This is a genomic window from Aestuariivita boseongensis, from assembly GCF_001262635.1.
Taxonomy (GTDB): Bacteria; Pseudomonadota; Alphaproteobacteria; order Rhodobacterales; family Rhodobacteraceae; genus Aestuariivita; species Aestuariivita boseongensis.
Map to the genome: position 1 here is coordinate 12,707 of NZ_JXYH01000052.1, position 14,799 is coordinate 27,505.

At 58.4% G+C, this 14,799-nt stretch carries 17 protein-coding genes and 1 pseudogene; 11 read left to right on the plus strand and 7 right to left on the minus strand.

The genetic code is table 11. The features are described 5' to 3' along the window. The gene (locus tag TR61_RS16360) at nucleotides 1-1,110 is read left to right on the plus strand and encodes a polysaccharide biosynthesis protein (RefSeq protein WP_157440952.1); all 1,110 of its coding nucleotides are present in this window, start codon (nucleotides 1-3) and stop codon (nucleotides 1,108-1,110) included. 12 nt (nucleotides 1,111-1,122) lie between these two features. On the opposite strand, the gene TR61_RS16365 is transcribed toward TR61_RS16360, so the two are convergent. Next, nucleotides 1,123-2,049 carry a ParB/RepB/Spo0J family partition protein gene (locus TR61_RS16365; protein WP_050931601.1) on the minus strand — a complete coding sequence of 309 codons (927 nt, stop codon included), beginning with the start codon at nucleotides 2,047-2,049 and terminating at the stop codon, nucleotides 1,123-1,125. A gap of 176 nt (nucleotides 2,050-2,225) precedes the next feature. Between TR61_RS16365 and TR61_RS16370 the strand changes: the two genes are divergently transcribed. Continuing rightward, nucleotides 2,226-2,645: an EVE domain-containing protein gene (locus TR61_RS16370; RefSeq protein ID WP_050931602.1), complete on the plus strand. Its 420-nt coding sequence runs from the start codon at nucleotides 2,226-2,228 to the stop codon at nucleotides 2,643-2,645. Between the two features lie 410 nt (nucleotides 2,646-3,055). On the opposite strand, the gene TR61_RS16375 is transcribed toward TR61_RS16370, so the two are convergent. Next, nucleotides 3,056-3,397, minus strand: a complete 342-nt coding sequence (locus TR61_RS16375) for a DUF2853 family protein (RefSeq protein ID WP_050931603.1) — start codon at nucleotides 3,395-3,397, stop codon at nucleotides 3,056-3,058. 193 nt (nucleotides 3,398-3,590) lie between these two features. Here TR61_RS16375 and TR61_RS16380 point away from each other — a divergent pair, with 193 nt between their 5' ends. Next, on the plus strand, nucleotides 3,591-4,289 hold the full coding sequence (locus TR61_RS16380) for a GNAT family N-acetyltransferase (RefSeq protein ID WP_050931604.1): 699 nt from the start codon (nucleotides 3,591-3,593) through the stop codon (nucleotides 4,287-4,289). Here the strand turns inward: TR61_RS16380 and TR61_RS16385 are convergent. The 3 genes from TR61_RS16385 to TR61_RS16395 form a co-directional block, all read right to left on the minus strand. Further along, nucleotides 4,286-4,756, minus strand: coding sequence for a DUF922 domain-containing protein (locus TR61_RS16385; protein ID WP_050931605.1), 471 nt, complete (start codon nucleotides 4,754-4,756; stop codon nucleotides 4,286-4,288). The genes TR61_RS16380 and TR61_RS16385 overlap by 4 nt on opposite strands. Next, nucleotides 4,753-6,141 carry an adenosylhomocysteinase gene (gene ahcY, locus TR61_RS16390; protein WP_050931606.1) on the minus strand — a complete coding sequence of 463 codons (1,389 nt, stop codon included), beginning with the start codon at nucleotides 6,139-6,141 and terminating at the stop codon, nucleotides 4,753-4,755. Before ahcY ends, TR61_RS16385 begins: the two co-directional genes overlap by 4 nt. Nucleotides 6,142-6,247: 106 nt before the next feature. Continuing rightward, complete coding sequence (locus TR61_RS16395) at nucleotides 6,248-6,565, minus strand: hypothetical protein (protein WP_050931607.1); 318 nt, start codon at nucleotides 6,563-6,565, stop codon at nucleotides 6,248-6,250. A gap of 45 nt (nucleotides 6,566-6,610) precedes the next feature. On the opposite strand from TR61_RS16395, the gene TR61_RS16400 reads away from it, so the two are divergent. Both TR61_RS16400 and TR61_RS16405 read left to right on the plus strand, forming a co-directional pair. Further along, nucleotides 6,611-7,213, plus strand: a complete 603-nt coding sequence (locus TR61_RS16400) for an HD domain-containing protein (RefSeq protein WP_050931608.1) — start codon at nucleotides 6,611-6,613, stop codon at nucleotides 7,211-7,213. Continuing rightward, nucleotides 7,210-7,698 carry a GNAT family N-acetyltransferase gene (locus TR61_RS16405; protein WP_050931609.1) on the plus strand — a complete coding sequence of 163 codons (489 nt, stop codon included), beginning with the start codon at nucleotides 7,210-7,212 and terminating at the stop codon, nucleotides 7,696-7,698. The genes TR61_RS16400 and TR61_RS16405 overlap by 4 nt, the downstream gene beginning before the upstream one ends. Nucleotides 7,699-7,716: 18 nt before the next feature. On the opposite strand, the gene TR61_RS16410 is transcribed toward TR61_RS16405, so the two are convergent. Together TR61_RS16410 and TR61_RS16415 are read right to left on the minus strand one after the other, a co-directional pair. Then, entirely contained in the window at nucleotides 7,717-8,271 is a 555-nt protein-coding gene (locus TR61_RS16410) for an ActR/PrrA/RegA family redox response regulator transcription factor (RefSeq protein ID WP_050931610.1), read from the minus strand. Between the two features lie 70 nt (nucleotides 8,272-8,341). Further along, on the minus strand, nucleotides 8,342-8,968 hold the full coding sequence (locus tag TR61_RS16415; RefSeq protein ID WP_050931611.1) for an SCO family protein: 627 nt from the start codon (nucleotides 8,966-8,968) through the stop codon (nucleotides 8,342-8,344). A gap of 90 nt (nucleotides 8,969-9,058) precedes the next feature. On the opposite strand from TR61_RS16415, the gene regB reads away from it, so the two are divergent. The 6 genes and pseudogenes from regB to TR61_RS16445 form a co-directional block, all read left to right on the plus strand. Continuing rightward, the gene (regB, locus tag TR61_RS16420) at nucleotides 9,059-10,456 is read left to right on the plus strand and encodes a sensor histidine kinase RegB (protein WP_050931612.1); all 1,398 of its coding nucleotides are present in this window, start codon (nucleotides 9,059-9,061) and stop codon (nucleotides 10,454-10,456) included. A 76-nt stretch (nucleotides 10,457-10,532) separates the two neighbouring features. Continuing rightward, the gene (locus TR61_RS16425; protein WP_050931613.1) at nucleotides 10,533-12,071 is read left to right on the plus strand and encodes a PAS-domain containing protein; all 1,539 of its coding nucleotides are present in this window, start codon (nucleotides 10,533-10,535) and stop codon (nucleotides 12,069-12,071) included. Nucleotides 12,072-12,117: 46 nt separating this feature from the next. Continuing rightward, nucleotides 12,118-12,594: a tRNA (adenosine(37)-N6)-threonylcarbamoyltransferase complex ATPase subunit type 1 TsaE gene (gene tsaE, locus TR61_RS16430; RefSeq protein ID WP_050931614.1), complete on the plus strand. Its 477-nt coding sequence runs from the start codon at nucleotides 12,118-12,120 to the stop codon at nucleotides 12,592-12,594. Continuing rightward, complete coding sequence (locus tag TR61_RS16435) at nucleotides 12,591-13,586, plus strand: aminoglycoside phosphotransferase family protein (protein ID WP_050931615.1); 996 nt, start codon at nucleotides 12,591-12,593, stop codon at nucleotides 13,584-13,586. The genes tsaE and TR61_RS16435 overlap by 4 nt, the downstream gene beginning before the upstream one ends. Beyond that, nucleotides 13,583-14,266, plus strand: coding sequence for a nucleotidyltransferase family protein (locus tag TR61_RS16440; RefSeq protein WP_172677006.1), 684 nt, complete (start codon nucleotides 13,583-13,585; stop codon nucleotides 14,264-14,266). Before TR61_RS16435 ends, TR61_RS16440 begins: the two co-directional genes overlap by 4 nt. Beyond that, nucleotides 14,259-14,799: pseudogene (locus TR61_RS16445) on the plus strand (double-strand break repair protein AddB); the annotation flags it as partial. The gene TR61_RS16440 and the pseudogene TR61_RS16445, both read left to right, overlap by 8 nt.

Below are 14,799 nucleotides of genomic sequence, written 5' to 3' on the forward strand. Positions count from 1 at the left end.
ATGATCCCAGTTAATCTGCGCGGTGCTGCGGATATCAACGTGGCGAAAGACGCCTATATAGGCCAATCCATTCTGGTCACCGGCGCCGGCGGCTCCATCGGATCCGCGCTGTGTCAAAAGCTCATGTCGTTGCGGCCCAAACGCCTTGTCCTTTTCGAGCTCAGCGAATTCGCGCTGTATTCGATCCAACGGGCTTTGTCTGATCATCCTGAACTGAATTCGGTTGAGATCGTACCCGTTCTCGGATCCGTCCGGGACGCCGCGCATATACGCCATGTCCTGCGCAGATATCACATCGACATCGTTCTTCATGCCGCGGCCTATAAACACGTACCGCTTGCGGAAACAAACGCCTTGGTGGTGGCAACAAACAACGTTCTGGGCACACATGTCGTTGCCTCAGAAGCCGCGCGTTTTGGGGTTGGGCGCTTTATGCTGATTTCGTCTGACAAAGCAGTGCGGCCCGCGAATGTGATGGGCGCATCCAAACGTCTGGCAGAACACGCGGTGCAATACCTTCAGGATCGCCACCCAGAAACCGCCTTCGGGATTGTCAGGTTTGGCAATGTAGCAGGGTCCAGTGGATCCGTTGTTCCCCTGTTTCAGGACCAGATCCGCAAAGGCGGTCCGATCACCATCACCCATCCCGGGATGATGCGATACTTCATGAGTGTGGACGAGGCAGTCGCGCTTGTCCTTCTGACTGGCACAATGGCTTGCCATGGCAATATTTATGTCCTGGACATGGGCGAACCGTGGCGCATTGAAGCTCTTGCCAGACAGATGGTGAAAGCTGCTGGCAAGTCACTGCGGACGAAAGACACCCCCGACGGCGATATCGAGATCGCAATCAGCGGCCTGCGCCCCGGCGAAAAACTGATGGAAGAGCTGTCCGTCACCCGGCCACTTTTGCCCACGGATCACCCGAAAATCCTTCGTGCCCGCGATCCACGCTTGCCTGCGCTGAAAGCGGCGTCGATGTTGCGCGATGTGCAGGCTGCCGCGAATTCCTATGACGCGGATGCAATGACACGGGCGTTGCGCCAATGGGCCGAAGGATATGACGCACGCCCGGACGATCCGCTGCGGATCGCACAGGACACATCATGAGAAAAGCAGGTCTTATCCCAGCCGCTTCGCGATCCATTCCATCAGGTCTTCAAAAAACGCGTCATCCACGTCGTCACCCGATAGTTTGATCGCGGCGCTTTCTGGGCGGTATTGCAGTCGAAGCGACCCGATCACTTCCTTTCGCGCGGGCGCTGTAGCGTGGCGCGGTCGAGGCTCCACCACACGCGTTTCTTCGGGCTGCGGCTCTTCCGGGAAACCAAAAGAGCCAAGCGCCTGGGTCAGAATACGCGCCTCTTCATGCGGTGTGCGCAGCGGCGCTTTGCGCAACCTCTCCGATACCCGCTCGGCGAAAGACGCGTCGCGCACCAGTTCACGCGCCAATGCCAGGCCAAGTTTCTCGGAAATCGCGGTCGGGTGCTGCAATACGCCGTCAAAGCGATCTACCAGGGACACGAAGGTTCCGATCTTTGACCGCTTCGACCGGGTGGAAGACGCATACAGCCCCTGCAAAGCCTTGCGCGTATCGGGAAACACCCCCTCATGCACCGCGCGCAGGGCAATACGCGCGCGCTCATAAAAGCTGAGATTCACGCGAATTTCGTTTTCTTCGATCATCGCAAGATAAGCATCCTGCGCGTTTCCCGGCGCAATCACCAACGCCCGGATCACCCCGAATGCCGGGTTTCCCGTTTCTTCCTGCAGTTCGCGCAGCGCCATGAACCGCCGCCAGCCCGAGATCAAACCGAAACGGTCGCTGTTGTCGCTTAGACGCGCAACCTCGATCGGAATTTGCTGCCCCCGCGCCTTTATCGAGGATTTGAGAGAGGCCATCTCATCCTCATCCTGAACTAGCCTGTCACGGACAAGGAAATGCGGGTCAATCTGATCCAGCGGGATCTCTTCGATCAGCAGCCCTTTTTCTCGGGCGGTCTTGATCGTCATCGGCTTGGGCTTGGCCTGTGCGCTATCGCTGCTCATTCTGTTGTTACTGCTCGCTTCGGGCGCTGGTTCGCCGTGTCGGGGGATCGTTCTGGCCTTCGAACCGGGCCAATTGAGTGTTTACCTTGCCTGTGATCTAACAAATCTCATCGCAAAATGCTGTAACTTGTGAATCACAGCACAGAAATTTCCGGTACAGAAAGGCGAATGCACCCATGGCCTATTGGTTGTTCAAATCTGAACCCTCCACCTGGAGTTGGGACCAACAAGTCGCAAAAGGCGACGCAGGCGAGGAATGGGACGGTGTGCGCAACTATCAGGCGCGCAATTTCATGCGCGAAATGCAGATCGGCGATCGCGGGTTCTTTTACCATTCGCAAACCGAAAAGGCGGTTGTCGGAATAGTGGAAGTCATTGCCGAGGCGCATCCCGACAGTACAACCAATGATGACCGTTGGGAATGCGTGGATATCAAGGCGGTCGCACCCTTCAAGACCCCTGTCACGCTGGACATGGTCAAAGACGACCCCCGGCTGGGCGAGATGGTTTTGGTCAAGAATTCGCGCCTGTCGGTGCAGCCGGTAACCGATGAGGAATGGAAGATCATTTGCGAACTAGGCAGCGTTACCCGGTGATGCGCCATCTGTACGAAACCAGTCAAATCACCGGCATGCCGGAGACTGCAGTTTCCGGATTTGGCAAGGGGGCGTTTCTGGCGATACCGTGGCTCGCCACATGATAAGTGTTTGCGGGACGGCTATTGGCACTGCTGTTGATCGACGGCGGGTATGTGATCATCGACTGCACGATCATTGGTATCGTGCTTGTGTCGTTCTGAACGAATGGAAGGGTCCCGACCCAATGCCAGAACCCTTCCTTCCCCACGTGCTCCCATACACCACACGTGTTTGAAATGTTCTGGCCATCCTGGCCGCCCAGGTCAGGTGTATCAAAACACGCGCCGCAGGCCAAATGCGAAGTACTTAAAATGAATGACAAAAACGCCCGCCTGGGATCAGACGGGCGCTTTGAATACGAGTAATCTTCAGCCGTAAACGGCTTCTTTGCCGAAGTGTTTGGTCAGCATGTAATAGACAACCGCGCGGTATTTGTTCCGCTCGGATTTGCCATAGGTCTCGATGACTTTGTTGATGGCGTCCGTCAGCTCGGGCCCGTCAGACAGACCAAGCTTCTTGATCAGAAAGTTGTTCTTGACGGTTTCCAGCTCACCGGGTTGCGACGCAGCAACGGTTGACGCATCCGCATCATAGATCGACGGCCCGCAGCCAATCGTTACTTTTGTCAGCAGATCCATGTCGGGTGTCATACCGCATTTGTTCTTCAAATCGTCAGCATATTGCGCGATCAGATCGTCTCGTTTCCCCAAGTTTAATCCCTCCACATTTACTTGACCAAACCGGTCACCCGAACCGTAGTCGGTTCCTCCCCTCCAACAAAGGAGAAATTTTTCAGCTTTTCCCCAAAACCGGAGAGATTCTGCCGCCATGTAACATGCATGCAACTTGCATCTTTAAATGGCGAACCTAACTATCCGAAAACAAATCATTTCAGGGCTTGGTATGGGACTTCACAGCACGCCGGCGTCACAGGCCGTGCATTTGGTCAAATCCGGATCTTTCCTTCGGTCGGACGGGCCGCTTTCCACGCAGGATGTGATCGCGGCAAGACAGGCGCAGATCGGGCTTCACTTCGATCCGGTTCAAAACGGTTGGGTACGCGCCGACGCGATTGACGATTTTGACGCACTCACGCGCCGCCCTGGCTGGGCATCGCTGCAAAGCGCGGCTGAGATCACGTTGCGGCCCTGGGCCTCGGAAGATGCGCCGATGTTCCGCCGGCTTTTGAACAACCCCAACGTCTGGACCCATCTTCCCAACGGTTATCCCGGTGACATCACAATCGAGATCGCGCAGGAACTGATTGCTCTTTCGGCTGAAACCACGCTGCATGTCGTTCGCGCGATCTGCATGGGCGGTTTGCCCGTTGGCCAGGTGAGACTGGAATTTGGCGAGCAGGAGCCGGAACTCAGCTATTGGTTGGGCGAATCGCATTGGAGCAAGGGCATTGGCCACCGTGCGGTCACACGGTTTATAGCCGAATGTTTCGCCGCCGATCGCACGCTGGATCATATGATCGCGCGGGTCCGTCCGACCAACATTGCTTCTTTGCGGATCCTCGAAAAAGCAGGGTTCTTTTTGGAAGGTCGGTCAAATGCCGTGCCTGATTGGATGGTTCTGCGCTGCGATCGACCGGGTTAATCCAACAAAGTGACGCCCTGGGTTGCACCGTGACGGGTTTCGCGATCAAGGGCGCGGTCGCGTTCAGCCCAAATCTGGATCACGCGGCGGGGCGCGCTGCAATCGCTGGCATGGATGGCCGCCGCCGCGCGGCGCCCGTGTTCGGCATGCATCTGTTCGTGGCGATAAAGCGCTTCTGTCATTGCATTCCATACGCGAAGGTCGCACTCTGACAGACGCGCTGTTCGTGCCAGCCGCGGTAGGGTGATCGTGATCTCAAGATCAATATCGCAATTACGCGACCAGGTGATCCACCACTTGGTATAGCCCCAGAAACCCTGCGGACCATGTCGCGCCATGTCGCGGCGCAGGTCGGCCAACGTCTCACCGCTGATGGAATAGTATTGAATTGTTTCGGTTTCTTTGGGGGCGGCATCCACCGGGGACGCCGCCGCCAGAAAGGCCAGTATGACCAGAGTTCGGATCAATACCGGTAATGTTCCGGCTTAAAGGGGCCTTCGGGTTTGACGCCGATATAGGCGGCCTGATCCGAATTCAGCTGGGTCAGTTTCACCCCGATGCGATCCAGGTGCAGCCGCGCCACTTTCTCGTCCAGGTGTTTGGGCAGGATATAAACCTCGTTCTTGTAGTTCTCGCCACGGGTCCAAAGCTCGATCTGAGCCAGCACCTGGTTGGTGAAGGAAGCAGACATCACGAAAGACGGGTGCCCCGTCGCATTGCCAAGGTTCAATAGACGCCCTTCGGACAGCAGGATCAGACGATTGCCATTCGGCATCTCGATCATGTCGACCTGTTCCTTGATGTTCGTCCATTTATGGTTCTTCAGCGCGGCCACCTGAATTTCGTTGTCGAAGTGGCCAATGTTGCCGACGATCGCCATATCCTTCATCTCGCGCATATGCTCGATGCGGATCACGTCCTTGTTGCCGGTCGTGGTGATGAAGATATCGGCCGTGGCCAGCTCATCCTCCAGAAGGGTGACTTCATAACCGTCCATTGCGGCCTGAAGCGCACAGATCGGGTCAACCTCGGTGACTTTCACACGGGCGCCCGCGCCACGCAGGCTGGCGGCCGAGCCTTTGCCCACATCGCCATAACCGCAAACGACTGCGACCTTGCCGGCCATCATGGTGTCGGTGGCGCGGCGGATCCCGTCGACCAGCGATTCCTTGCAGCCATACTTGTTGTCGAATTTCGATTTGGTGACGCTGTCATTCACGTTGATGGCCGGGAAGGGCAGCTGACCGTCACGCACCAGTTGGTACAGGCGGTTCACACCGGTGGTGGTTTCCTCGGACACGCCTTTGATCTGATCGCGCACTTTGGTGAACCAGCCGGGGCTTTCGGCCATCCGCTTCTTGATCTGCGCCTTGATCACCTCTTCCTCTTCCGAGGTGGGGACGGGGATGATGTCTTCGCCCGCTTCCGCGCGTGCGCCCAGAAGGACGTAAAGCGTCGCATCGCCGCCATCGTCCAGGATCATGTTGGGGCCGTCTTCGAAGAGGAACGACTTGTCCAGGTAATCCCAATGTTCTTCCAGCGTCTGACCCTTAATCGCAAAGACAGGAATGCCCGCCTCGGCAATTGCCGCGGCCGCGTGATCCTGGGTCGAAAAGATGTTGCACGACGCCCAGCGAACATCCGCGCCCAGCGCAGCCAGCGTTTCGATCAGAACCGCCGTTTGAATTGTCATGTGCAGCGATCCGACAATCCGCGCTCCGGACAGGGGTTTGCTGTCGCCATACTCCTCGCGAAGCGCCATCAGGCCGGGCATTTCCGTCTCGGCGATGTCCAGTTCCTTGCGGCCGAACGCGGCCAGCGAAATGTCCTTCACGATATAGTCTTTTGCCATCTCTATCTGCATCCTTGTTGTGCTTTAAGGGGCAGATAGCACTCAAAATGCAAACGTACAATAAATGGCCCTCTTCGCGTGTTTTTGCGGAATGCACAGCGCCCGGTTACTTGGCAATCAACGCCGCGATCGTGGCCTCCGCCGTACTGGCGCGATCCAGGTTTTTACCGCTTGAGATGGCGCAAGCGCTGCCGTCGATCAGGTATTTCACCAACGTCCATGTTTCCGAACTGCGCGATGTCCACAGCTGCATCGTTGACGTGGTTGTCGCCACAACGCCCGGCATGGGCGTTTCGCCGTACCAGTCGGTCAGTGCAGCTTCCAGTTCTTCTTTCGGCATGCAGACCGGCTCCTCTGCCACTGCAGCACTGGAAATCAAAGCAAATGCCAGTCCGATGATCGTCTTGTTCATGGTCCGTTTCATGCTTTATCAACGACGATAACCGCCAATTTGTTCCGAAGGTGCGTCATGCCCCCCTCTTCCCAAACCCGCGCGTGGCAACGCATGCTGTCCGGGCGCAGACTGGATCTTCTGGATCCCACGCCGATGGATATCGAAATTCAGGACATCGCCCATGGCCTGGCATTTGTGGCCCGCTGGAACGGTCAAACCCATGGGGATTACGCGTATTCCGTGGCCGAACATTCGCTTCTGGTTGAGGGGCTGTTTACCCGGATGGAGGGTCAGCCGGACCCGAAATGGCAGATGGCAGCCTTGCTGCACGATGCACCCGAATACGTGATCGGCGACATGATTTCTCCGGTCAAGGCATCGGTCGGGCCGGGATATGGCGCGTTGGATGATCGTCTGACAGCGGCAATCCATCTGCGCTTTGGGTTGCCAGCGATGCTTCCCAAACAGATCAAGCAGAAGATCAAGAAAGCCGACAAGATCAGCGCCTGGATGGAAGCCGTCCAGATCGCTGGATTTTCCGAGGCTGAGGCCGATAAGTTCTTCGGGAAACCCGATTCAGCGCTGGTCGATGAATTCTCTATCGTGTTGCGCCCGCCGATAGAGACGCGCGCGGCCTATACAGATCGGCACGCAACACTTCTGGATCAGATGGCATGATCTCTGTCCGTCGGGCGATCGACCTGGATGCAGGGTCTATGGCGCGACTTCTCAACAGCATAATTGAGCAAGGCGGCACAACTGCGCTGACCCGCCCGGTAACGTTCAGGGACATTCGCGATTGGATGGATTTTGCGCCGACGCGATCGGCCTGGCACGTCGCGCTGGATGAACGCGAAGAAGTTCAGGGCTTTCAATGGGTCGAACCCCGTGACGGCCTGCCGCCTGAAGCCTGCGATATCGCCACTTTCGTCAAGATCGGCAAAACCGGGCTTGGCATCGGATCGGCCCTGTTCGAGGCGACGAAAGCCGCCGCGAAAGATCTGGGATACGACTGGATCAACGCCAATATCCGCGCCGATAACGAGGGCGGACTGATTTACTACCAAAGCCGCGGGTTTCGCTACTATGGGCGGATCGAAGACTATCCGCTGGATAGCGGAGAGGTCGTCGACAAGATCCTCAAGCGGTTCGACATCAAATGACCATTACCCGCGCCCGCATCAGCGGGGCGAGCGTTTGGCCAGAATACGCTGCAAGGTGCGGCGATGCATGTTCAGACGGCGCGCCGTTTCGCTGACATTGCGGTCGCAAAGCTCATAAACGCGCTGGATATGTTCCCAGCGTACGCGATCCGCGCTCATCGGGTTTTCCGGCGGCGGGGGAAGTTCATCGCCCGTTGCCAGAAGCGCATTTGTCACGTCGGTCGCATCGGCGGGCTTTGACAGGTAATCGGTGGCCCCGATCTTGACCGCCGCAACAGCCGTCGCAATCGCGCCATATCCGGTCAGAACCACGACCCGGCTGTCGGGTCGTTTTTCACGCAGCACTTCGACCACATCCAGGCCGTTTCCGTCTTCAAGCCGCAGGTCGACCACGGCATAAGCAGGTGGGCGCGCGGTGGCGATGGCACGTCCTGCCGCGACGGACGAGGCCGTCTCGATCTCGAACCCCCGTTTTTCCATTGCCTTGGCAAGACGCCTCAGAAATGGCTCGTCATCATCGACCAGCAACAGGGATTTGTCGGGTCCGATATCACGCAAGGCTGGCTCGGCCATGCTGTCTCCTTCGCGGCTTCCTTTTTTCTTATTATCCTAAGTATTAGCCGGAGTTGGAAAAACGTCAAACTCAACCCTGTGCGGCGTTGATATAGCAGGCGGTCGTTTCAGCGATTTCTTCAGCGGTATTGTCGCGACGGAAGAATTCGACAAAGCCGTGACCGGGCAGAACCAGATAGGTGAAGGTCGAATGATCGACGAGGTAATAGTCGTCTTCGGCGGGATGTGCCTTGTAATAGGTCTTGTATGCCTGGCTGGCCGCTTTGACCTGTTCTGGCGATCCGGTCAGACCGATCATCTTCTCATGCAGGTTGTACGCAAAGTTACCCACCACCTCGGGCGTATCTCGTTGCGGGTCGACCGAAATGAAGATGGGCGTCGCGCTCAAACCCCGCTCGGCCAGAAGGTCGATCGCTTCGGCGTTGCGCGCTGTGTCCAAGGGGCAGACATCCGGGCAGAAGGTATAGCCGAAATAGACAAGCGACGGTTCGGTGATGACATCCTGATCGGTGACCGTCTCGCCATTGGCATTCACCAGCTCGAACGGGCCGCCGATCTGGTCAGATCCACCTGCAATCGCACCGCTTCTGCAGCTGGCGAAAACATCGTCAGACCGGTTCATCTGTGTGGACAGGTATACACCGGCCAGACCGGCAACCAGAATGGCGGCAGCGACAATAGCGTAGATGCGGGTCATGTGATGCTGTCCTATATTGGCAAGATATGTTTGGATGTCCGCGCCTCACATATCAACTAAACCCACCGACGCAATGGACCTGAGACATTAATGCGCAGCACCCAAACAGGCCTGATTTCCGAAACAGAGCGCAGCAGCTGGATCCGGCTGCGCACCCTGATCTTTTTGCGCTGGGTGGCGATCGCCGGACAGCTGATCGCAATTACGGTGGCGCAACAGATGTACAATCTCCGGCTTGAGCTCGGGTTGTGCTACCTTGCCGTGGGCGTATCGGTGATCGGCAACCTAATCGCGATCTTCGTTTTCCCCGAAAACAAGCGCCTCACCGAAACCGAGAACTTCCTGATGGTTCTCTTCGATCTGCTGCAGCTGTCTTTCCTTTTGTATCTGACAGGCGGCCTGCATAACCCCTTTGCGCTGCTATTGCTCGGGCCGGTGACGATTTCGGCCACGGTGATGACGCTGCGGTCGACGGTGATCATCGGCGGCACGGCAATCATTCTGGTGACGCTCCTGGCGGAATTCCATCTGCCCTTGCGGACCGAGCAGGGTTTTATCCTGCGGATTCCAGACATTTTCGTCTTTGGCAACTGGGCGGCAATCATCATCGCAACGATCTTCATGGGCGCCTATTCCCGCCGGGTCAGTACCGAAATGCATTCCATGGGCGATGCCCTGGCCGCCACGCAGATGGCGCTGGCGCGGGAACAGAAACTGACCGACCTTGGTGGTGTGGTGGCCGCCGCAGCGCATGAAATGGGCACGCCGTTGGCCACGATCAAACTCGCCAGTTCCGAGCTGATCGAAGAGCTGGAGAACTCGCCCGAGTTGCGCGAAGACGCCATTCTGATCCGCGAACAAGCGGACCGCTGCCGTGATATTCTCCGCGATATGGGCCGGGCGGGCAAAGATGACCTGCATCTGCGCCAAGCGCCACTCAGCGCGGTGGTTCAGGAGGCCGCTGAACCGCATATGCGCAGGGGCAAGACCATCCATTTCGAGGAAGGACCCATCGCCGATGGCGGCTATGCCCAGCCGTCGATCCTGCGCAAGCCCGAGGTCATTCATGGCCTGCGCAACCTGATCCAGAATGCCGTGGACTTCGCGCGGGCAAATATCTGGGTGGAATGTCTGTGGACGGAAGATCTGATCTCGGTCCGTATTCTTGACGATGGTCGGGGTTATCCCAGCCATCTGATTGGCCGGATCGGCGACCCCTTCGTGCGACGCCGCAGATCGGATTCCGACCGCACCGCGCGTCCTGAATATGAAGGGATGGGTCTGGGCCTGTTCATCGCGAAAACACTGCTTGAACGTACCGGGGCTGAATTGACCTTTTCCAACGGCAGCGATCCCTATCAAAGCATCACATCGGACAAGAACCGCCGCGGAGCGATTGTCGAGGTCGTCTGGCCCCGCGCAATGATCGACGCGCAGCTGGGGGAAAATGCGATCCCGCTGGGCACCAACAAACCTATCGAGGTTTGAGCCCATATCTCGGTTAACGGGAAATTAACCTTTCCCATCAAGTCTATGGCCCAACGAAAAGTTGGGGAACGGATCGTTGGATTATTCCGTGTGGCAATGGGTCGGCATGTCTGCCGTCTGCGGTGTTGCGTGCACCGCGTCGATTAATTGGTATTTCGGTTCCGCGCGCGAGGATGCTGTGGCACGCATCCCGATCGCCGACCAGTCGCTATGCGTTTTTCTGTTTGACGGCGCTGACCTGGTTTCGTCCACGGCAAGTGCCGATGTGCTACTGTCAGAACAAAAGGGCGATACTGACTGGGACAGCCTGCGTCAGGCCCTGATCGACCGGTTCCCCACCTTTCCGGCGGATGCAGAACTGACCTTGCCCGCCGGGCCAACCGTCATCGCCTCAGTCCATTCCAATGATCCCTGGCGGGTTCTGATCGAGCGGTTGAACGACGCGGTGCGGGTCGAACTGGTGGCAACACAACCGCCTGTGTCAGACCAGCTTTTGGCAGGAACGGAGACAGGTGAATTGTCGACATTGCGCCATGTGACGCAGAACGCGCCCTATCCGATCTGGCATGCGGACGGGGCTGGGAACATCCTGTGGCACAATCCCGCATATGAGGCGGTATATGCCCGCGCCCGAGGGCAGGCGCCCAGCCCCACCGCACCACTCTTCGACGACATGCCAGAAGACGGGCCTGACACCTATCGCAGCAAGCTGGTTGTTGGCGATGGGATCGCGCAGGAATGGTACGACGTAACCCGTCTGCCCCATGACGGTGGACATGTCTTTTACGCCAATGATGTTACGCCGGTTGTTTCGGCCGAAACCGCGCAGCGGAACTTTGTTCAGACCCTGGCCAAGACCTTTGCGCAGCTTTCGATCGGTCTCGCTATCTTCGACCGCAACATGCAGCTGGTTCTTTTCAACCCGGCGTTGACAGACCTGACCGCCCTGCCGCCCGATTTCCTGAGCGCGAAACCCAACCTCTTGTCCTTCTTCGACCGTCTGCGCGACGCCCGTGTCATGCCCGAGCCCAAGGATTACAACAGCTGGCGCGAACAGATGACCGCCATGGTCGCGCAGGCCAATGACGGCCGGTACACAGAAACATGGGCGCTTCCCTCGGGTGCGACCTATCGCGTGACGGGCCGTCCGCATCCCGATGGCGCGGTAGCCTTTCTGTTCGAGGATATCTCGGCCGAGATGTCATTGACCCGCCGCTTCCGCGCCGATCTTGAGCTGAACCAGAACATTCTGGATGCGCTGGACGATGCCGTCGTCGTCTTTTCCAACAGCGGTACACTGACTGTGTCGAACAGGGCCTATTGCAGTCTTTGGCAGATCGACCCCGACAGCAGCTTCGCCGATATCGGCATCATCGACACGATGCGCGACTGGCAAAGACTGGGCGGCAGCAATCCGCTTTGGGGCGAATTGCGCGATTTCATCCTTGGGCAGGATAACCGCATGACATGGTCTGCCCCGGTGACCCTGACCGACGGCCGCGGGTTCGACTGTGTCATTCACCCGATGCAACATGGCGCGACCCTTGTCCGCTTTGTCCCGACGCCAAGCCTGCCCGGCCTGATCGACCACGCGCCAAACACGGCATTGGCCTGATCCAATTGCGCTTGCAGGCACACCGGCCTGAGGTCATTCTGCGCCTATGGCCCACAGGCATGCCAAACTGATCTTTCATTCCGAAACAGACACCGCCCGCTTCGCTGCGGCGCTGGGCGCTGTTCTGCGTCCCGGTGATACGGTGCTGCTGGATGGCGATATCGGCGCGGGGAAAACCTTTCTGGCGCGGTCTTTGATCCAATCCCTGCAGGACCTGCCCGAAGACGTCCCGTCCCCCACATTCACGCTGGTTCAGACTTACGACACCCCTGCAGGAGAGCTGTGGCACAGCGATCTCTACCGCATAAGCTCAACCGACGAGATCGAGGAACTGGGCCTGACCGACGCCTTCAATACCGCAATCTGTCTTGTCGAATGGCCCGACCGATTGGGACAGGACGCGCCTGAAAGCACCCTGCATATCCAGCTGTCGACCGATCCTGAGCATCCGGAGCGACGCAAAGCATTGCTCAGCTGGTCCGATGACCGCTGGAACGCGATTGTGAAAGATCTTGCCCCATGACGCGCGCTGATTTGGCCAACACATTCCTGAACAGAACAGATTGGGCAACCGCCCAGCGCAAACCCCTTGCGGGCGATGCATCAAACCGGCGGTACGAACGGCTGCATATGGATGGAGAGACGGCCGTATTCATGGACGCCCCGCCGGAAAAGGGCGAGGACGTGCGCCCCTTCATCGCAATCGCGGAATATCTGACCAGCGTGGGATTAAGCGGGCCGCGTATTCTGGCCCGGGACGAAGAAAGGGGTTTCCTGATCCTCGAAGATCTGGGCGACGATCTCTATGCCCGGGTGGTCGCCCGTGATCCCGGTTCCGAAGACATGCTGTACACTGCCGCCACCGATGCGCTGATCGCCCTGCACCGGGCCAAACCGCCCAGGCTGGCGGCTTATGACGCCGATATCATGACCGAAAAGGCCGCCATGGCCTTCACCCATTACAAGGCAGGCATTCTTGGCCAAGAAGATACGGTTGAAACCGCGGCCTTCTGCACCGCGTTCAAGCCGCTTCTTGCCCATCTGACAAATGGCCCGCAGGTTTTGATCCAGCGCGATTACCACGCTGAAAACCTGTTATGGTTGCCGCACCGCAAAGGGATCGCCCGTGTCGGCATGCTGGATTTTCAGGATGCCATGCTGGGGCATCCGGCCTATGACCTTGTGTCGATCCTGCAGGACGCGCGCCGCGATGTGCCGCCTGAAACCGAAGACCGGATGATCCGGCACTATGTGGATCAGACCGGCACAGATGCCGAGAGATTCCGCGCGGCCTATGCAGCGCTTGGCGTCCAGCGCAACTTGCGGATCATCGGCGTGTTTGTCCGGCTTGGCCTGCATATGGGCAAGACACATTACATTGACCTGATCCCTCGGGTCTGGGGCTTGCTGTTGCGCGATCTTGAACATGACGCGATGAAACCTGTCGCCCTCATGATCCGCGACGCCCTGCCAGAACCCACTCCAGACGCTCTTTCCCGGCTGATCCCGACATGACCGAGGCGGTGATGATCTTTGCCGCCGGGTTCGGCACACGCATGGGCGATCTGACCAAGACCACGCCAAAACCCATGATCCCGGTGGCGGGCAAACCGCTCATCGACCATGCGCTGGACTATGTCACAGGCGCAGGGATCGACCGCGTGGTGGTGAACACCCATTACCTTGCCAATCAGTTGCAAGACCATCTGAGGCCCAAAGGCGTCCTGATCTCGCACGAAGCCGATGAGATCCTTGATTCCGGTGGCGGCCTAAAAGCCGCTTTGCCCTTGTTAGAGACTGCGATCCCCTTCACCCTGAACCCTGATGTCCTCTGGCTTGGCCCCAATCCCTTGGATCTTCTGCGCCAGCAATGGGATCCTGATCGCATGGATGCGCTGCTGCTGTGCACACCGCTGGAGCGTTGCCACGGCAGGCAAGGCGGCGGAGATTTCGCGCAGGGTCATGCAGGCCGGATCACGCGTCCCGGCGATCTGGTCTATGGCGGGGCTCAGATCATCAGGACAGACATGGTGCGGGATTGGCCCGAACCTGTATTTTCACTCAATCAGGTCTGGAACCGGATGAGTGACGCGGGGCGCCTGCATCTGGCGGTCTATCCCGGCGAATGGTGCGACATCGGTACACCTGATGGGATTCCCCTGGCCGAAACCTTGTTGGAGCAGCCGCGTGTTTGACCCGCAGGATCATCCGCGCCTGTTTGCGCAGGCCCCCGGCGTGGATTTTCCGCAGGCATTGGTCGACGGCTTGCGCGCCAGGTTCGCTGGCCACCCGCCCGAGGCGATGGCCCGCGTGCATCTGATCGTCAATACCCGCCGCATGGCCCGCCGTATCCGCGAGATTTTCGATGCCGGGCCCCCCTGTCTTCTGCCGCGCATCTCCCTTCTTACCGATCTGGGGGATTTGTCAGGCTTCGATACGCTGCCGCCCCCTGTGCCCCCTCTGCGCAGGCGGCTGGAACTGACGCAGCTGGTGGCCCGGTTGCTTGACAGCCAACCCGATCTGGCCGCCCGCGCATCGCTTTACGATCTGGCCGACAGCCTTGCCGATCTGCTGGACGAGATGGAGGGCGAAGGCGTGTCCCCCGATGCGATCGAGGCGCTGGATGTATCGGACATGTCCGGCCATTGGGACCGTGCGAAAACCTTCATCGGCATCACCCGCAGCTTTTACGACAATGACGGCGCGGGCCTGGATGCGCAGGCCCGCC